This window comes from Flavobacterium salilacus subsp. salilacus, assembly GCF_004634195.1.
Taxonomy (GTDB): Bacteria; Bacteroidota; Bacteroidia; order Flavobacteriales; family Flavobacteriaceae; genus Flavobacterium; species Flavobacterium salilacus.
The window spans coordinates 108,179-126,936 of sequence record NZ_SKBP01000006.1 but is presented as its reverse complement, the minus strand read 5'-3'; the positions used below and the strand labels follow the sequence as shown (position 1 = coordinate 126,936).

Below are 18,758 nucleotides of genomic sequence, written 5' to 3'. Positions count from 1 at the left end.
TACTACTTTTGTTTCTTTACGCGCTTTAGGGTTAGTAAGTTTAATGGATTAATACCCAGCCCTTCTATGTTTTTACCCGTAAAACGCGCTGCTTTGTCATAAAACAGAGGAATAACGGGAGCTTCCTCCATAAGTATAGCATCCATTTGTCTATACAATAGGTATCTTTCCTTATCATTTATAACGGTAAAGGCTTTTTCGTAGAGCTTGTCAAATTCTTCATTTTTAAAATGGGTGTAATTAGGACCGCCCGGAGAAAAGTTTTTACTGTAAAATAACGAAAGATAGTTCTCCGCATCAGGATAATCAGCTATCCAACTGGCTTTAAAAAATGAAACCTTACCATTGGATATGGATTGTGTAAGCGTAGAAGGTGGGTTTACATCCACTTCTACATTCAGTCCTATTTTTTGCCATTCCCGTTGCAGGTATTCCGCTATATCCAGATATGATGCGCTGGTGCTCATTTGTATTTTCGGGTTGTTATCTCCTGTAGCTTTTTTGTACTCCGCTACCAGTTCACGCGCTTTTGCAGGGTTATAATCATACCCTTTTGCGCCGTAGCCGCCCAACCCTGTGGGTATCATGCCGTGTATGGCAGGAGTGCCCATACCGTTACGCAAATACATAATCATTTTACTGCGGTTAAACCCATAGTTCATAGCTCGGCGTATGCGTTTGTCTTTAACGGCATCATCAGCACCATCCAGCCTAAAGCCCATATATTCCGTATTCAGATAAGCCCCGGTTATCATGTTTACCTTATTTTTATATTTGGGTTGCAGTTCGCCTGTGGGTGTCAGTATTTCATCTTTATAGGATGGGTCTAAACCCGAAACAAAATCCTGCCTGCCTTGCACAAACTGTAAAAAACCACTTTGTTTATCAGGTAAAAAAGTAATGGCTACGGCTTCAAGATAGGGGAGTTGTAAGCCGTTCTCATCTTTTTCGTAGTACAACGGATTTTTTCGCAATACCAGTTTTATGTTTTCTTCCCATATTTTAAACTGAAACGGTCCTGTACCGATAGGGTTAGCACGGAAATCATAACCTTTGGCTTCAAAGGCTTCATGGGGCACTACCGAAGCATATTTCATAGTGAGCAACCCTAAAAAAGCAGGAAATGTTTTGTTGAGCTGTATTTGAAAAGTACTGTCGTTTACTGCGTTAAAACTTTCCACATTTTGCAGTATCCACCTGCCGGGAGCGGCAATATCTTCATCCAGCAAGCGGTTGAGGCTATATTCAAAATCGGCAGCAACTACGGTTCGGGTGCTGTCTGCTCCAAAAACAGCATTTTTATGAAAATATACATCATCACGAAGGGTGAAAGTGTAGGTTTTGCCATCAGGTGATATTTTCCAGTTTTTTGCAATATCAGGTTGTATATTCAGCTCATCATCAAGCTGAACCAGTCCGTTAAATAGCTGATTACAAACCCATATAGACGGACGAATGCGTGAAAAAGCAGGATCTAACGAGTTTACGGCTGCATTTTCGTTATATCGGAAAACAAGGTGGTCGCGATTTTGTTTTTCTGATTTTGAGCAGGAAGTAAACAGAAATATAAAGCAACAAATTGATATATAGTATCTTATTGATTTCATCAAATCGATTTTTGTGTGTAAATTTGCAACCTCTTTTTTAAGAGAGGTAAATATAAATAAAGTTACTGCTTTACAGTAAACTTAGAGAATGGAAAACAAGAAAAAAGTCGCTTTTTATACACTAGGATGTAAACTGAATTTTTCAGAAACATCTACTATTGCCCGTAATTTTCAGGATGAAGGTTTCGACCGTGTTGATTTTGAAGATGCTGCGGATATTTATGTTATAAACACCTGTTCGGTTACCGAGAATGCCGACAAGCAGTTTAAGCAGATAGTAAAAAAAGCGTTGAAGAAGAATGATAAGGCTTTTGTAGCTGCGGTAGGCTGCTATGCACAGCTTAAACCCGAAGAGCTTGCTACCGTTGGCGGTGTTGACCTTGTTTTGGGTGCTACCGAAAAATTTAAACTTACCGATTATATAAACGACCTGTCTAAAAATGATATGGGCGAGGTACATTCCTGCGAAATATCAGAAGCTGATTTTTATGTAGGCAGTTATTCTATTGGCGACCGTACCCGTGCTTTTTTGAAAGTGCAGGATGGGTGCGATTATAAATGTACCTACTGTACTATTCCTTTGGCAAGGGGTATTTCCCGTAGCGATACACTGGAAAATGTACTTAAAAATGCTGCTGAAATTTCGGCTCAAAATATAAAAGAAATTGTGCTTACAGGCGTAAACATAGGCGACTATGGTAAAGGGGAGTTTGGCAATAAAAAGCACGAACATACTTTTTATGAATTAGTAAAGGCATTGGATGAGGTAGAAGGGATAGAGCGTTTACGAATATCATCTATAGAGCCTAACCTGTTGAAAAACGAAACTATTGATTTTGTGGCTAAAAGCAGAACGTTTGTGCCGCATTTTCATATCCCGTTACAATCCGGTAGTAATGATATTCTTAAACTGATGCGTCGCCGTTATATGCGTGAAGTATATACCGAGCGCGTGGCAAGAATACGCGAAGTAATGCCACACGCCTGCATCGGGGTAGATGTTATTGTTGGCTTCCCCGGTGAAACCGATGAGCATTTTTTAGAAACGTACAACTACCTGAATAGTTTGGATATCTCCTACCTGCATGTATTTACTTATAGCGAAAGGGATAATACTCCCGCTGCCGAAATGGATGGTGTAGTACCTATGAATGTGCGCAGCAAGCGCAGCAAAATGCTTCGTGGACTTTCGGTTAAAAAACGCAGGGCTTTTTATGAAAGCCAGTTGGGCACTACGCGCACGGTATTGTTTGAAGGAGAGAATAAGGAAGGTTATATTCACGGTTTTACTGAGAATTATGTAAAGGTAAAAACGCCTTGGAATCCTGAATTGGTAAACACACTGCACGAAATAAAACTTACCAGAATAGATGACGATGGTATTGTACGTCTGGAATTTGTAAACGAGCCTGTTTTTGTAGGATAAAAATTAAAGAAAGGAACTTATTTGTTGACGGACTTAATTTTTTCAGTCAATAATTCAGGATTCTGTCTTGTGTCCCATATCGCTAAAAGTACTATTTTGTTGGATTCCGTTAAATAAACAATTTTGTAATCTTTTACGGTTCTGCAACGTACATTGGGAATATTTGTGGCAATCCCTATCTGGGGATGTTTTAGTAACAAATCAATTTGTATTCTGAAAATGCCGTTTAATTTCCGACTATAGTTTTTAGATTTATTCCGGTTATTCCAGTATTCAAAAATTGCTATCCTGTTTTGCTGAGCCTCAAGAGTCCAAATTAATCTTTTAGCCATTTCTGAATATCTTGTTCCGCAACTTTATCAGTAAGATAGTTTCCTTCCTCGTATGACTTTATTGATGCCTGTATCGTAGCTGCTTCCTCTTCGCTAAAAATAATTTTTGCATCATCGTCAGCTTTAATAAGCCTTGCAATATCAAGCAACAAATCGTCGCTTGCATTTTTAATGCGCGCTATTATATTATTTTTTAAGGCAGTACTATCCATAACAAATTTTTTATAAAGTTATAAAAATTACAATTCCAAAACTATCATTCTTTTATCTATAGTAAAGCTCTTAAATCCGAATTCACTCTTTATCCATTCAAAAGTTTTTGCGTGGTAAAAAAATACGTGGGTAGGGTCGTCCTTATAATACCATGTTGAAAAGTCACTTTTTTCGTCAAATAAAACAGTCATTAATAGTAACTTTCCTTTTGGTAATAACAGATTTCGCAGCAATTCAAATTCTTTATAAGGTTCTTTAAAATGCTCGGCAACTTCGGTACAGGATATATAGTTATATTGTTGTTGCAGCACCGTTTTATCAGTATGAAAAAACAAGTCATATTGCGAAATGTTATACTCATTATCCTTAAGCATTTTTACAATAGGGGAGCCTGTACCCGAACCAAAATCAAGTCCTTTATCTTTTTTTGTAAAGCTGTTGAGTATAGCATTTACAACAGGACTTACAAAATTTTGATAGCGAATATCAAAAGGGTCGTTGTTGTGGGTATTATAATGTGCTTTTTCTTTGGTAGAGGTAAGGTAATGTTTTGGATGCAAAAAAACAGACGAGCAATTACTGCACTTAAAAAACTCCCGTTTATTATGTATGCAATAAGATTCACCGGTGCTATTACAAAGCGGGCAGCGATAAGTATACATTTATATCCGTATTCCCGGTGGTAGTAACTCCTTGTACTGTGGATTTTTTTTAAAAAAAGCCGCTGCTTTGGGGTGTACCGGTACTACTTTTAGTCTCTTTTCTTCGGCTATAGCCAATATTTCTTTAAGAAATTCCGCAATTACTTCATCATCTTCAAAACCTTCGGGCATATTAACACGAGTAAGAAATAGTTTTCGTTCTTGCAAGGAATATTCTACAGATAGCAATACGTTATTATTTATTGTGGTTTCAAACTGTCTTTGAAATTCATTGTCTTTAATTTCCATAGCTTTCTTAATTCTTAATTATGAGTCATCGGGACTTCTATCATTACTATTTTTGAGGATTTTTTTATTTCAATGGTAAGTTCTTCCAGTTCTATAGCGCCATAGGCATCGCGTTCGTTTACCGTTTGTCCGTCTATTTCCAGTTCGCCCTCTATCAGGAACAGGTATATACCGTTGCCGGGTATCATAACATTATAGGTTATTTGCTGCCCGGCATCAAATATTCCTAAATGCAGGTAAGCCTGCTGGTGTATCCATAAAGCATTATTATCGTCTTTACCTTGCGGAGCTACTATGTTAACAAAAGTATTTTTGTTTTTTTCCAGGTCAAACCCTTTTTGGTCATATCTGGGTGCTACATCCTGCTCGTCAGGAAATATCCATAATTGCAGCGTTTTGGCAGCTTCGGTTTTACTTGCATTCATTTCAGAGTGTTGTATGCCTGTTCCGGCACTCATTACCTGCACCTCGCCAAAGCTCACGGTAGCCTCATTGCCCATACTGTCACGATGTGTAAGCCCGCCCTGTAGCGGTATGGTTATAATTTCCATATTATCGTGCGGATGCGTACCAAACCCCATTCCGGCAGCAATAGTATCGTCATTCAAAACGCGGAGCATGCCAAACTGCACTATATCAGGATTATAGTAATTACCGAAAGAAAACGAGAAGTTGGCTTGTAACCACCCGAAATCGGCAGTGCCTCTTTCACTTTTAGGAAATAATCGTGACTTCATAATTTATTGATAAATTAAGATTATAGGAACGCTTGAAGTGGAATAAAAATTTTAATTTTATACAAATTTCGTAATAAAAATCGACAAATGACGTCGGGAAAGCGTTAAAACACACTAATAATATGGAAAGAATTCCAGTTTATTTTATGCCGGGACTCGCAGCGAGTCCTATTATTTTTGAAAATATAAAGCTGCCCGAAGATAAATTTGAGATGTTTTTTTTGGAATGGTTACTCCCTGAAGAGGGAGAATCTTTAGCACATTATGCCACACGTATTGCTGAAAATATACTGCACGAAAATCCTGTTTTGATAGGAGTTTCATTCGGAGGCGTTTTAGTGCAGGAAATAGCCGAAATGATAACGCCAAGAAAAGTAATAATTATATCGAGTGTTAAATGTAATACCGAGTTTCCGCGCAGGATGCGTTTTGCCAAGTTGGTAAAAGCATACAGGGTTTTTCCTACCGCTCTTATGGAGCGGGTTGACTGGCTGGCTCGTTTTGCCAATGGCAACAGTTTTATTGCGAAACGGTTAAAGCTGTATGAAAAATACTTATCGGTTAGAGATAAAAGATATCTCGACTGGGCATTTAAAACCATAATACTTTGGGATAGAGTTGAACCCAATCCTCGGGTAATTCATATTCATGGCGATGCCGACGGGGTTTTTCCTCCACAATATTTAAGCAATTATATTCCCATAAAGGGAGGTACACACATAATGATAATTAACAAGGCAAAATGGTTTAATGAAAACCTGCCCCAAATTATCACAGGCAAGTAATATTTAGTTGTTGTTTTTGTAACTTTACATCATTAGTAAATGGCTTCATTATTACTTTAAATTATGAATTATTAAAAAGAACGATATTATGAAATGGATTAAGAAAACGGGTGTTATAGCGTCGGTGGTAGTAGTAAGCGGAATACTTATAAATGCCGTTTCGACCAAAACGACAGAAAAAGCAGCAGAAGAAAAGGTTACAACCGCTTTTTACTTTCCTGCCAAGATTGATTTTGCAGGAGAATCTGCGCCTTTGAATGTAGCTGATGTAAAAGAAAGATTTGACAGAGAACTACTTGTAAACGCTAACCTGCATGCAACCACTCAGATTATTATTAAGCGTGCCAACCGTGCTTTTACGGTTATAGAACCTATACTGAAGAAAAACGGTGTGCCTGACGATTTTAAATATCTTGCTGTTGCCGAGAGCGGACTGGTAAATGCCGTTTCATCTGCCGGAGCACGAGGCGTATGGCAGTTTATGCCCGAAACAGGAAAACAATATGGCTTAGAAATAGATGATCTTATAGATGAACGTTATCATTTAGAAAAATCTACAGAAGCCGCTTGTAAGTACCTGTTAAATGCAAAAGAAAAATTAGGTTCCTGGACTTTAGCGGCTGCATCTTATAATGCAGGACTTGCGGGGGTTAACAGGCAGCTAACATTTCAGGGTGTAAATGATTATTATGATTTGCTTTTAAATGACGAGACTTCGCGCTATGTATTCAGGATACTGGCTTTAAAGCAGATAATGAAAGAGCCAGCCAAATACAACTTCTACCTTGCAGAAGGGGATATGTATCCTGTATTGCCTGTAAAAAACATAACGGTATCATCTTCCATACCGGATTTGGCTGTGTTTGCCAAAGAGCAGGGGATAAATTATAAAATATTAAAAATACATAACCCTTGGTTACGTGACAGAAAACTGAATGTTACCTCAGGTAAAGAGTACAGTGTAGAGATACCGCTTTCGGGATATTAACCAAAAAAAGCCGTCTATTCAGACGGCTTTTTTATTTTATGGATAGTACATAGTATTATCTGCTTATAAAAGGTTTTCCGTTAAGTGCCTGTAACAGTACATATACTGCCATGATGCCATACAGCACTGCTACTGCAAAAGTCAGTTTTGTGTTTTTCAGTATATAATAGGATAGCAACGGTAATACCTGTAAAGCGTGCATACCCATAAAATGAGCTACTCTCGGGTCGCCATACTGTCGGCTCCAGTTTAAAAAAGGAATTCCGCCCCCGCCGTCAGGAGCACCTATGGTATGCGAAAGTCGTGAACCCATTACAAAACCTTCAAATGAAAAAATGACAAAAAGCAGGATTCCCAGCCGTATTGCCCATACATAATAATTGGGGAGTGCAGGAAAACTTTGGCTGAAAAATAGCAAGCCTATATAGGCAGTATAAAGTGTAACAATACTTGCAGCCAATGCCATAGCCACATATAAACCTGAATAAAAGGGAGTGCTCATATTGTAATGCGATAGCTGCCCTCTGCCGGCTTGTAAACCAATATACACTATTTCGAACCCAAGCAATATAATTACCGCCCAGTTGTATAGCTGTATATTTATGGTATTACCAAGATAGTGTACATACCAACCCATAGTAAAGGAGTAGGTTGCTATGGATAGTGCAAACTTTAAGGGTTTGTACCACGCGTTTGTTCCTGCTACCTGAATATCAGATACCCTGCTTAGTATAAGAAACAGCAGGGCAAGCAACAGGTTAATAACCCCGAAAATAAATAACGGATAATTTCTTTGTTTTAAGGCTTCTATAAACAACATATTCTCTATTGATATAAATTTACTTTAGCAAATATCCAATATCGAAAACAATAAAAACGATAACATTTGTTTAGAAAATGCTATACTTTTTCTTTTTTTAACCTGCTGAGGTGTTCAGGTGTAATACCAAGATAGGAGGCTATCATGTGCTGAGGAGCCCTGTTGTGTATGTTAGGAAACACCTCGCCGATAGCGTCATACCTTTCTTTGGGTGTACGAGAATATAAGTTCATTATACGATTATCTTTATAAATCAGATAAAATTCAGCAATAATCCTTCCTAACTTTTCGCCTTCGGTAAGATTTTTATATCCCCATTCCACAGCCTTTCGGGGCAGTACCACAACCTCTGTAGGTTCAATAGCCTGTATAGTGTATATCGAAGGTATTTGTTGTATAAAACAGGAATAATCTGCTATAAACTGATTTTCCATAGCAAAATGAATAGTATGGTTATTTCCCTCTTTATCGGTAAGAATAACTCTTAATAGTCCTGTATTGATAAAAAAAATGTCGTTAGGGATGTAATCTACAGGGCTTACAATTTCGTTTTTACTGATTTTTTTTACGCTACAGTACTCCGTAAGGTCATCAATCTCCTGACCGGAAATGTTAATCATTTCTTTTATAACGGCTTCCATCCGGCTATACTTGTTCATACTCAGGCTTTATTATTTTCAAATATAGTAAATTGAAGCTATAAATTGCGGGTATAAAAAAACGCCCTAAAAGGCGTTTCTTGTTTAATATCTTCTTTGTTGCATTTGCGGCCCTTTTTTCAGCTGCTGTTTCATCATGGTTATCTGGTCTTTCAGCATATTCTGTTTATCCAGTTTCTTGGCCTCGTTAAGCAAGTTGGTGGCTTCCATCTTTCGTCCTTTAGTAATGGCTATACCGGCAAGGTTCAGTTTTGCCATCGCCATATCCTGACTCATATTAAGCCCCAGTGCTACCGCTTTTTTCAGGTATTTTTCAGCCTGGGTCAGGTTGGTTTGCGACAGCATAAGCCCGTTAAGGTAGTTGTAATACCCCTCCTGTTTTCTTACCAGCGATGCCTGTGGGTTTTTTATTTTGTCAAGCAATCTTTTAGCCCCGTCAAAATCCTGTTTTCTTAATTTAAAGAAAGCCATCAGGATTATCTCATTCTTATAGTATAACAATATAAAAATACCCGAAAGAAGCAACAGAAAAATACCGTTGCCTATATTTTTTTCTGTAAATTGCCATACAGCTATTATAACTGCCAGCACGGCAAGTGCCAGCTTAATGTTTTTATTGAACATAGTAGTAGTATAATTTTGAGGTGCAAAGGTAAGAAAATGAATTAAAAATATTTTTATAAAACCACTTGTGTGTAAAAAAAAGGTTTGTATATTTGCACTCGGTTTTGGAATAACGGTATTCCGCATATCCCATACAAGATATTCAATAAAGATTTTAAAGATACAAAGCAATGAGTAAGAGAACGTTTCAACCATCGAGAAGAAAAAGAAGAAATAAGCACGGTTTTATGGAAAGAATGGCTTCTGCCAACGGTAGAAAAGTGCTTGCTCGCAGAAGGGCTAAAGGAAGACATAAACTAACTGTTTCCAGTGAGCCAAGACATAAAAAATAATGTTGATATAAAACATACATAAAGGTGTTACTTATTTTTAGTAACGCCTTTTTTTGTACCCTGCAAAATTCCCCTCTTTACGACTATCGGTACAAAGGGGGATTTTTTTAAAATAAATAGTAAATTTGCACAACTTCAATATATAACTACAACTACAACACAACAATGCCGAAAGACAATTCTATAAAATCTATTTTAATTATCGGTTCAGGTCCCATCGTTATCGGGCAGGCCTGCGAGTTTGATTATGCCGGGTCGCAAGCGGCTCGCTCCATAAGAGAAGAAGGGATAGAGGTAATATTAATTAACTCTAACCCTGCTACGATAATGACCGACCCATCGATGGCAGATTATGTATATCTGAAACCCCTTACTACAAAATCTATTATCGAGATATTAAAGGCACATCCTAATATTGATGCCGTGCTGCCTACTATGGGCGGGCAAACCGCTTTAAACCTTTGTCTTGAGGCAGAGGAAAAAGGCATTTGGTCAGACTTTAATGTAAGACTTATAGGGGTAGATATTAATGCCATTAACATTACCGAAGACAGGGAGCAGTTTAAACAACTCTTGGAAAGAATAGGCATACCTGCCGCCCCTGCAAAAACAGCTAACTCTTTCCTGAAAGGAAAAGAAATAGCGCAGGAGTTCGGATTTCCTTTAGTAATACGCCCGTCGTTTACGCTGGGAGGTTCAGGAGCTGCGTTTGTGCATCGTAAAGAAGATTTTGATGACTTGCTTACCTTTGGTTTGGAGTCATCGCCCATACACGAGGTACTTATTGATAAAGCCTTATTAGGCTGGAAAGAGTATGAATTGGAATTATTGCGCGATAAAAATGATAATGTTGTTATCATCTGTTCTATAGAAAACATGGATCCTATGGGTATCCATACGGGCGATAGTATCACAGTAGCACCGGCAATGACTTTATCTGATACTACCTATCAGAAGATGCGGGATATGGCAATAAAAATGATGCGAAGCATAGGCAACTTTGCCGGAGGGTGTAACGTGCAGTTTGCGGTAAGCCCTGATGAAAAAGAAGATATTGTTGCCATCGAAATTAACCCGAGAGTATCACGCTCATCAGCATTAGCATCCAAAGCTACGGGATATCCCATTGCCAAGATAGCCTCTAAGCTGGCGTTGGGCTATCACTTGGATGAATTGATGAACCAGATTACCAAATCAACCTCGGCATTATTTGAGCCAACGCTAGACTATGTTATTGTAAAAATACCACGTTGGAACTTTGATAAATTTGAAGGCGCTGACAGAACATTGGGACTGCAAATGAAATCGGTAGGCGAGGTAATGGGTATTGGGCGTTCGTTCCAGGAAGCACTGCACAAAGCTACCCAATCGTTAGAAATTAAACGTAACGGGCTTGGCGCAGATGGTAAAGGATATACCAATTATGAGCAGATTATAGAAAAACTTACCAACCCAAGTTGGGACAGGGTATTTGTTATTTATGATGCCATACAAATGGGCATTCCGTTAAGCCGCATACACGAGATTACTAAAATTGATATGTGGTTCTTAAAGCAGTATGAAGAACTGAATGCTCTTGAAAGAGAAGTTTCTAACTACACTATAGAAACGCTATCTAAGGAGCTATTGCTTGAGGCGAAACAAAAAGGTTTTGCCGACAGGCAGATAGCCCACATGATAGGATGCCTGGAGAGCCAGGTGTACAACAAGCGTGAGGAAATGGGTGTAAAGCGTGTGTATAAACTGGTAGATACCTGTGCTGCCGAATTTAAAGCGCAAACACCCTACTACTACTCTACATTTGAGGCAGAAATAGAAAAACCTGACGGTACAAGATATGTACATAACGAGAGTATAGTTTCTGACAGGAAGAAAGTGATAGTACTGGGTTCCGGTCCTAACCGAATAGGGCAGGGTATCGAGTTTGATTACTCTTGTGTGCATGGTGTGCTTGCCGCATCGGAGTGCGGATATGAAACCATAATGATAAACTGTAACCCGGAAACGGTATCGACTGATTTTGATACGGCAGATAAGTTGTACTTTGAGCCTGTATTCTGGGAGCATATCTATGATATTATCCGCCATGAAAAGCCTGAAGGGGTTATCGTCCAGCTTGGCGGACAAACCGCCCTTAAACTGGCTGAGAAATTAAACCGTTACGGTATCAAGATATTAGGAACAAGTTATGATGCCTTAGACCTTGCCGAGGACAGAGGGCGTTTTTCGGAGTTATTGAGGGAACTGCATATTCCTTTCCCTAAATTCGGGGTAGCCGAGAGCGCGGAAGAAGCAGTAAAGCTTTCTGACGAGCTTGATTTTCCATTACTGGTACGTCCTTCCTATGTATTGGGCGGGCAGGGTATGAAAATAGTTATCAACAAGGAAGAACTTGAAGAGCATGTTATTGACTTATTAAAAAATATACCGGGCAACAAGCTACTGTTAGACCATTACCTTGATGGCGCTATAGAGGCTGAAGCGGATGCTATATGTGATGGCGAAGATGTTTACATCATCGGTATTATGGAGCATATAGAGCCTTGTGGTGTACATTCCGGCGATAGTAATGCTACATTGCCACCGTTTAATCTTGGTGAGTTTGTAATGCAGCAGATAAAAGATCATACTAAGAAAATTGCACTGGCACTACGTACAGTAGGGCTTATCAATATACAATTTGCCATAAAAGATGATACGGTATATATTATAGAAGCCAACCCAAGGGCATCGCGTACTGTACCCTTTATCGCTAAGGCGTATGGAGAGCCGTATGTAAACTATGCTACAAAAGTTATGCTTGGCGAGAAAAAAGTAAAAGATTTTACTTTTAATCCGCAACTGAAAGGGTATGCAATCAAGCAACCGGTATTTTCTTTCAATAAATTCCCCGGTGTAAATAAAAAACTGGGACCTGAAATGAAGAGTACGGGTGAAAGCATCCTTTTTATAGAAGATTTGAAAGACGACCAGTTTTATGAGCTGTACTCACGCAGAAAAATGTACTTGAGCCGATAGTTAATATCGTACTTATATTTAAAGGAGCTGTCTAAAAAGTTAGACAGCTCCTTTCATTTTTATTAATGGAAAAAAATGAATTTTTATATTTGATGAATTAATTTTACGATAACCAATGAACGTATTTAAAAAAATAAACCCCAAAGCCAAAACCAGTAGCAGTACAGGATTTGGTACTAATCCGGGTAGTTACGGCGGACGCTTTATTAATAAAAACGGTACAGCCAATATAGAGAAACACGGCGTATCTTTTCTTGCCCGTACCAGTTGGTATCATACCATGCAGGGATTGCCTGCTTGGAAGTTTATAGGGATTCTTTTTCTGTTCTATGCAGGCATCAATTTTATATTTGCCGGGTTATATTATATCATAGGTATAGAATATCTTGATGGTATAGAGACAACCTCAAGCTCGGAATGGGTAAAGTTTGGGAAAGCCTACTTTTTTAGCGCTCAGACTTTTACTACGGTTGGGTATGGGCATATAAGCCCCAATGGTTTCTTTACCAGTGCGCTTGCCGCTACTGAGGCTTTAACAGGGCTGCTTAGCTTTGCGATAGCTACAGGCTTATTTTACGGCAGGTTTAGCCGACCTCGTGCTTTTTTAAAGTTTTCGCATAACGCGGTAATAGCTCCGTATAAAGGTATAACGGCGTTTATGATACGCATGGCTCCGTTTAAAAATACCAACCTGATTGATGCGGAAGCCCGTATGACACTGGGTATGAGTATTCAGGAAAACGGGGTTATGGTAAATAAATTTTATACGCTTGAGCTTGAATTGCAAAAAATAAATGCCCTTACGCTAAGCTGGACTTTGGTACATCCTATTACCGAAAACAGCCCCTTTTTTGGATTCACCAAAGAAGATTTTGAAACAACCGAAGGCGAGATTATTGTATATATAAAGGCTTTTGATGATGTTTTTAGCAGTACCGTTTCTACAGGGACTTCCTATGCCTTTGAGGAAATTATATACGGGGCGAAGTTTGATATGATGTATGAAGAAAATAAAGATAATACTAAAACATTGCTTCATTTAGATAGGATTGGTTCCATTAAAAAAGTTACGCTATAGCAAATACTTGGCTGTAACCTGTATATACTAACTGATAATGCTTTAATACTAAATAGCTGCAATTTCTTATTTGATTATAGGATTACTTTGTCATATAATTAAATAAAAAATAAAAGCTATGAAAGCAAAATTACTATTAGTATTATTATTGGCAGCCACAGGGCTTAGTGCACAAACTACGCATACGATAAGCTGGTTTATGGGAGTTCCGTCGAGTCAGACGACCATGACTATAGAGGTGGGCGATACTGTTAAATGGACTTGGGATGATACTGCGCCACATACAGTAACCAGCCAGGCAGGCGGAGCAGAATCGTTTAACAGTGGTACGCTTACGGGGAATGATAAAGAGTTTTCTCATACTTTTACAGTAGAAGGAAGCACCTCTTATCGTTGTAATATTCATGCTTCCATGCAAGGCACTATTACTGTACAAAGTGTTGCCGCAGTAGGTGATAACAAGGTTATTGATTTTCAATACTATCCTAATCCCGTTACTGATGTTTTAACGATAACTTCGGGTAATATTATAAACAAAGTTACTGTATATGATATGACAGGAAGAGTTATTATGACAAGTACTGCTGATACTCCTAATGTAAAAATATATATGGACTCTTTTGTAGCCGGTACTTATATTGTTACTGTAAACAGCGAAAAAGCATCAAAAAATATTACAGTAGTAAAAAAGTAAATAAATGTGTGTAATTCGAAAAAAGCCTGCTCTTTACTTTTAGAGCAGGCTTTTTGTTTTATACTATTTATTAAAGCGAAATTTATTCTTTAACAATTTTTGCAGCATGATGCCTGCCGCTTTCATCTTTTAGAATTAGCACATAAGTACCTGCCGAAAGTTCCTGTACAGGGATGCTTTTAGCAGTAACAGCCTGAGAAATTATCAATCTTCCTGAAAGGTCATAAACATAAGCATGTGTTATTGCTATGTTAGCATCAGTATTAAACTGTATTACATTTTTTACAGGGTTAGGATATATACTGAAGATGTTGCTGTTCACGTCATTTCTACCAAGTATAAAAGAACCTTCTGTTACCATTAAAGCCTCGTTAATATCAGGATTTTCAATAACATCTGTAATTCCCGAAGGCCATTTTACAACAACCCGGTCTATAGCGTCGGTTTGTCCAAGTCCAAAATGCGCATTCAGTGAGCCCATATATTCAAACCCGTCGCCACTCCTTATTTCCCGAATCATTTTATCATCTGGCGATGTATATACTTCTACACGCGCGCCAATACCGTTGCTGTTACTTTGCAATCCTTTAAGGTGAACTTTCAGCCAGTTGTTACCATTGTCATAGCCAAGGTGCAGTAAAGTACCATTCTGTATGTCAAGGAAACCGTCGTTGTTAAGGTCGCCTACAGGACCCGATCCCGGTGCTCCATCCGCGACAGTAAAAGTCATATCCCCATTGTTGTATAAAATATAATGACCGCCGCCAAGGATATCCAAATATCCGTCGTTGTTGAAATCGTGGGTTACATAATCCCTGCTGGTTCCGTTAAAAGTGTCCAGTCCTGATCCTTCGGTTATATTAGTAAACGTCCCGTCGCCATTATTTCTCATCAGTTTTTGGGAAAACAGCGATCCGTCAAGCCCGGCATTGCTGCCTACCAGTACGTCCATGTAGCCATCATTGTCAAAATCCCCCCATGCGCTCGACCACGCCTGGTGGTAGTCAGCAAAGTCCATTTCCTGAGCTACGTTCGTAAAGGTTCCGTCCCCGTTATTTCGGTGCAGTTCATCTTTGGCAGCATCATTATTTGCGCCCCTGCATTTTGCAATAAACAAATCCATGTCGCCATCATTGTCATAATCCGTCCATAACGAGGCATAATTGCCACCGGAAACATATGTTCCGAGGTCGGGCGAACCATCGAGGCCACTACGCTTAAACTCACCGCCTCCGGCGCCATCGTTCAAGAAATATACGTTAGGTGCATTATCATCGCATATAAAGGCATCCAGCTCGCCATCATTGTTTATGTCTACAAAGTTGGTACGCTGTGAAAGGAAACTGTCAGGTGTTTCAAGTTTTGTGCTAAATGCCGTTCCGGTATTGTTAGATATCATTATCGCTGCTCCGTTACCGCTGCCATACAGCAAGTCGTTATACCCATCCTTATTGTAGTCTCCCGCAGCTATGCTCCAGCTAGGCGAAATAACCGAGTTTTGGGCAGGAACATCTACAGGTGTAAAGCCACTCTCTGTCTGGTACAGTATGTGCACTACGCCGTCATCCACACCTACAATGTCATCAAGGTAGTCGCCATTCATGTCTGCCACACAACTCAGAGTTCCGCTTATCGTTACAGATTGCTGCGTAAAGGCCGGTGCAACGAACTCTGCTTCTGTAAGGGTAAATGAAAAGTTTGTACTGCTCCAGTTGTTGTCAAAAGCAATATAGTAGGTAACTCCGGCTTCAGCGGTAAAGGTGGCAATTGCACTATAGTCAGGAGCACCTCCGCTATCATCATCGCCGCCTACGCATGTTAAAGAGCCACAGGAGCCTGAATAAATGTGTACCCTGGTGTCCTCTCCCGATGCTGCCGTGCTTACAGTTACTGTATAAAGCTCCGTAGGGGTATAGGCAAACCATGCACCCATGTCCGGGTCGTTATTCTGCCCTGCAGTGCATATGGGTGTAGGGATCTGGCTACCTGCAGAAAATGACACTGCGGTCGTGCCGGCTTCTACCGATTGGGCATTCTGGCAGTTTTGTTGTGCCATTAATACAATCGGTCCCAGCAATAAGGAGACAAGGGTAAAAACTTTTTTCATATAGTTATTTTTTTTAGTAGTTAATGTTATTAGTTAATATTATGGGCAAGGGCTGTCCATAGAATTTATCCATTCGGTTATCATTGTTACTGCTTCTTCATGCATGATTGTCCTGCCTAATATTGGCATCCTTTCATTCGGGGCGACTGATTTTATTCTGTAGGCCAATGCTGAACGCAATGAGTTTTTCCTTGCAATAATATAGGTAAGCGACGGATTGATGTTATCCTGCGGCGGAACACAAATGCCAAGGTTCTGCGAATTGCCTGTTTCGCTGAATGCAAAGCGCATTGACATGTAGTCGCAGTGCGAATTTTCCCTGTGGCAGTGTGCGCAGTTAATGTCTATGTACGAGCGAACTCTTAACTCTAATGGTTGTGAGGTATCTGTCCAGTCTATAGTACTCACTATATCAGCGGGGAGGTTATCTTGCAGGTAGCCTTCCTGAATCCATTTGCTTAACTGATTAGCACTCCCATCGCTGTAAGTAAACATCTTGTTTAGGTTTTGGGGTTTAGGTCCAATAGGTATAGGCGTATCGTTGGTTTTATGGCAGGTAAGACACTCTGCTGCCGAAGGTATTTGGTAATCGGCGGACTTGGTTGTGCCGTTTTCGCTCCAAGATATGTTGGTGTAGCCGCCATCCATATCCAAAACAGCTTCGGTCTGATCCTCATTCCAAATGTAATTGGCAAAAATCCAGGCATCCCCTTTTTTTATCAGTAACCGGGTTTCAATAATACGTGTAGTGTTGGCAGGCAGTACATTGTCATAATAAAATGTTTTTATCAGTACCGTACCGACAGGAAAGTCAAGAATCTCTGAGTCGCCTGTATATGTTGCGCTTACTCCTTCCGGCATCCAAATAAAGCGCTTTTTGTGGGCATAATCTGTAAATAGTCCGCTGTTCAGGTCATAAGGCAATACTTTATAAGTCGGCTCCTGGTTTTTCATTTCCCCTTCAAAAAATTTATACTCAGATAATTTCTCGTAAGGAACGGTCGCAAGATCTACCACCACAGGCGATACAGGATCGGGTATTTCGGTATAATTATCGCCGTCGTCCGTTCCGCAAGAGGTAAGTAATATGAAAAAAGTTAAAAAAAGTAAAGTTTTTAAGTATTTGTGTTTTTTCATGTATTTATCCCATATTTTGTATTAAATGATAACAAATATAAAATAAAAAACCCTACTTTATTTTTTTTAACATAAAAAGATATGTTTGTTTTTTTTGCCGTATAATCAGGTAAAATGTTAAATTTAAAAGAATTATGGGCAAATTGTTTCCATGTTTTCAATCCAGTCTGTAATAAGCTGTAAACCTTCACGATGTGTTACAGTACGACCTAAAGGCGGCATCATTTCGGCTGCCGATGTTTCTTTTATTCTGAAGTGCATTAAAGAACTTCTTACATCCTGTCCGGATACAATATATTCTTGACCGCCACTTGCAAAATCTACAGGCTCGATGCAAACTCCCAAATTAGCAGGGAGCGCGCTTTGGCTGAACGACAGTTCCATAGGGGTATAGTCGCACGAAGCGCCTGCACTGTGGCAATGGGCACAATTAATATCAAGATAAGACCTTACTCTGATTTCGAGGGGATAGCTCTCGTCTGTCCAATCAACAGAGGAAACTATATTTTGAGGTTTGGTGTCCAGAAAACCTTCCTCAATCCATTTATCCAACTGGTTTTTTAGACCGTCGGTATAGTTAAATGATTTGTTAAGATTTTGAGGCTTTACACCTATCGGGGTATAAGTTTCGTTAATGGTATGGCACAAAGTACAATCTTCTGTAGATGGTATTTTGTAGTTGGTAGTTGTAACTGCACCGTTTTGATACCGGTTTATAGTAGTAGTTATACTTTGGGTATTTAATACAGCTTCCGTTTGCTCATCATTCCACACATAATTAACAAATATCCAGCCTTCTGCTTTTTTTATCATTATGCGCGTTTCTATTATCCGGGTAGTATTATCGGGAGCAACGCCATCATAATAAAAATTCTTTATCAACACTGTGCCAACGGGAAATATAGGTATTTTTCCATCGGCTGTATAAGTAGCTTTTGTGCCTTTAGGCATCCAGATGAATCTTTTTTTCTCGGCATAGTCAGTAAAAAGGCTACTGTTAAGGTCATAAGGTATCACCTTATATACAGGTTGTAAATTTTTAAGTTCGCCTTCAAAAAAGTTATATTCTGATAGGGTAGTATAGGGTACAGCATTAAGGTCTAACACTACGGGAGACTCTTCGGGTATCTCAATATAGGTATCGGAATCATCAGACCCGCAGGAAGATAATGTAGTTGTGAGGACAACGAATAATAGTGATATGAAGAAGTAGTTGTGTTTCATGGTTTACAATATAACAGAAACAAATAT

Annotated in this window: 19 protein-coding genes; 7 read left to right on the top strand and 12 right to left on the bottom strand. The window is 39.2% G+C overall.

Annotated elements, in window-relative coordinates; translation table 11 throughout:
• Positions 1–2: 2 nt before the first annotated feature.
• On the bottom strand, positions 3–1,607 hold the full coding sequence (locus E0W68_RS09225) for an ABC transporter substrate-binding protein (protein WP_135219137.1): 1,605 nt from the start codon (positions 1,605–1,607) through the stop codon (positions 3–5).
• Between the two features lie 88 nt (positions 1,608–1,695).
• On the opposite strand from E0W68_RS09225, the gene mtaB reads away from it, so the two are divergent.
• Positions 1,696–3,033, top strand: coding sequence for a tRNA (N(6)-L-threonylcarbamoyladenosine(37)-C(2))-methylthiotransferase MtaB (mtaB, locus tag E0W68_RS09220; RefSeq protein ID WP_135219136.1), 1,338 nt, complete (start codon positions 1,696–1,698; stop codon positions 3,031–3,033).
• Positions 3,034–3,050: 17 nt separating this feature from the next.
• Here mtaB and E0W68_RS09215 read toward each other — a convergent pair whose 3' ends face one another.
• From E0W68_RS09215 to E0W68_RS09195, 5 genes are all read right to left on the bottom strand, one after another.
• Positions 3,051–3,365 (bottom strand): type II toxin-antitoxin system RelE/ParE family toxin, encoded by a 315-nt coding sequence (locus E0W68_RS09215; RefSeq protein ID WP_135219135.1) that lies wholly within the window; start codon positions 3,363–3,365, stop codon positions 3,051–3,053.
• Positions 3,350–3,577, bottom strand: coding sequence for a hypothetical protein (locus tag E0W68_RS09210; protein ID WP_135219134.1), 228 nt, complete (start codon positions 3,575–3,577; stop codon positions 3,350–3,352). Before E0W68_RS09210 ends, E0W68_RS09215 begins: the two co-directional genes overlap by 16 nt.
• 27 nt (positions 3,578–3,604) lie before the next feature.
• Positions 3,605–4,138: a methyltransferase domain-containing protein gene (locus tag E0W68_RS09205; RefSeq protein WP_225990352.1), complete on the bottom strand. Its 534-nt coding sequence runs from the start codon at positions 4,136–4,138 to the stop codon at positions 3,605–3,607.
• 102 nt (positions 4,139–4,240) lie between these two features.
• Complete coding sequence (locus E0W68_RS09200; protein WP_135219132.1) at positions 4,241–4,528, bottom strand: GNAT family N-acetyltransferase; 288 nt, start codon at positions 4,526–4,528, stop codon at positions 4,241–4,243.
• A gap of 14 nt (positions 4,529–4,542) precedes the next feature.
• Positions 4,543–5,265 (bottom strand): pirin family protein, encoded by a 723-nt coding sequence (locus E0W68_RS09195; protein WP_135219131.1) that lies wholly within the window; start codon positions 5,263–5,265, stop codon positions 4,543–4,545.
• 122 nt (positions 5,266–5,387) lie between these two features.
• Here E0W68_RS09195 and E0W68_RS09190 point away from each other — a divergent pair, with 122 nt between their 5' ends.
• Together E0W68_RS09190 and E0W68_RS09185 are read left to right on the top strand one after the other, a co-directional pair.
• Positions 5,388–6,050, top strand: a complete 663-nt coding sequence (locus E0W68_RS09190; protein ID WP_135219130.1) for an alpha/beta hydrolase — start codon at positions 5,388–5,390, stop codon at positions 6,048–6,050.
• Between the two features lie 88 nt (positions 6,051–6,138).
• On the top strand, positions 6,139–7,038 hold the full coding sequence (locus E0W68_RS09185; RefSeq protein ID WP_135219129.1) for a lytic transglycosylase domain-containing protein: 900 nt from the start codon (positions 6,139–6,141) through the stop codon (positions 7,036–7,038).
• Positions 7,039–7,093: 55 nt separating this feature from the next.
• On the opposite strand, the gene E0W68_RS09180 is transcribed toward E0W68_RS09185, so the two are convergent.
• The 3 genes from E0W68_RS09180 to E0W68_RS09170 form a co-directional block, all read right to left on the bottom strand.
• Complete coding sequence (locus E0W68_RS09180) at positions 7,094–7,858, bottom strand: hypothetical protein (protein WP_135219128.1); 765 nt, start codon at positions 7,856–7,858, stop codon at positions 7,094–7,096.
• A gap of 80 nt (positions 7,859–7,938) precedes the next feature.
• The gene (locus E0W68_RS09175; protein WP_205435332.1) at positions 7,939–8,517 is read right to left on the bottom strand and encodes a Crp/Fnr family transcriptional regulator; all 579 of its coding nucleotides are present in this window, start codon (positions 8,515–8,517) and stop codon (positions 7,939–7,941) included.
• An 84-nt stretch (positions 8,518–8,601) separates the two neighbouring features.
• Positions 8,602–9,141 (bottom strand): DUF2892 domain-containing protein, encoded by a 540-nt coding sequence (locus E0W68_RS09170; RefSeq protein ID WP_135219127.1) that lies wholly within the window; start codon positions 9,139–9,141, stop codon positions 8,602–8,604.
• Positions 9,142–9,311: 170 nt separating this feature from the next.
• Here E0W68_RS09170 and rpmH point away from each other — a divergent pair, with 170 nt between their 5' ends.
• The 4 genes from rpmH to E0W68_RS09150 all read left to right on the top strand — a co-directional run bounded on the left by rpmH (position 9,312) and on the right by E0W68_RS09150 (position 14,263).
• Positions 9,312–9,473, top strand: a complete 162-nt coding sequence (rpmH, locus tag E0W68_RS09165) for a 50S ribosomal protein L34 (protein ID WP_135219126.1) — start codon at positions 9,312–9,314, stop codon at positions 9,471–9,473.
• Positions 9,474–9,638: 165 nt separating this feature from the next.
• Positions 9,639–12,491: a carbamoyl-phosphate synthase large subunit gene (carB, locus tag E0W68_RS09160; protein WP_135219125.1), complete on the top strand. Its 2,853-nt coding sequence runs from the start codon at positions 9,639–9,641 to the stop codon at positions 12,489–12,491.
• A gap of 115 nt (positions 12,492–12,606) precedes the next feature.
• Positions 12,607–13,569, top strand: coding sequence for an ion channel (locus E0W68_RS09155; RefSeq protein ID WP_135219124.1), 963 nt, complete (start codon positions 12,607–12,609; stop codon positions 13,567–13,569).
• A 118-nt stretch (positions 13,570–13,687) separates the two neighbouring features.
• Complete coding sequence (locus E0W68_RS09150; protein ID WP_135219123.1) at positions 13,688–14,263, top strand: T9SS type A sorting domain-containing protein; 576 nt, start codon at positions 13,688–13,690, stop codon at positions 14,261–14,263.
• 82 nt (positions 14,264–14,345) lie between these two features.
• On the opposite strand, the gene E0W68_RS09145 is transcribed toward E0W68_RS09150, so the two are convergent.
• The 3 genes from E0W68_RS09145 to E0W68_RS09135 all read right to left on the bottom strand — a co-directional run bounded on the left by E0W68_RS09145 (position 14,346) and on the right by E0W68_RS09135 (position 18,731).
• Positions 14,346–16,370, bottom strand: a complete 2,025-nt coding sequence (locus E0W68_RS09145; RefSeq protein ID WP_135219122.1) for an FG-GAP-like repeat-containing protein — start codon at positions 16,368–16,370, stop codon at positions 14,346–14,348.
• Between the two features lie 39 nt (positions 16,371–16,409).
• Positions 16,410–17,507, bottom strand: coding sequence for a hypothetical protein (locus tag E0W68_RS09140; RefSeq protein ID WP_135219121.1), 1,098 nt, complete (start codon positions 17,505–17,507; stop codon positions 16,410–16,412).
• 132 nt (positions 17,508–17,639) lie between these two features.
• Positions 17,640–18,731 (bottom strand): hypothetical protein, encoded by a 1,092-nt coding sequence (locus E0W68_RS09135; RefSeq protein ID WP_135219120.1) that lies wholly within the window; start codon positions 18,729–18,731, stop codon positions 17,640–17,642.
• Positions 18,732–18,758 lie beyond the last annotated feature (27 nt).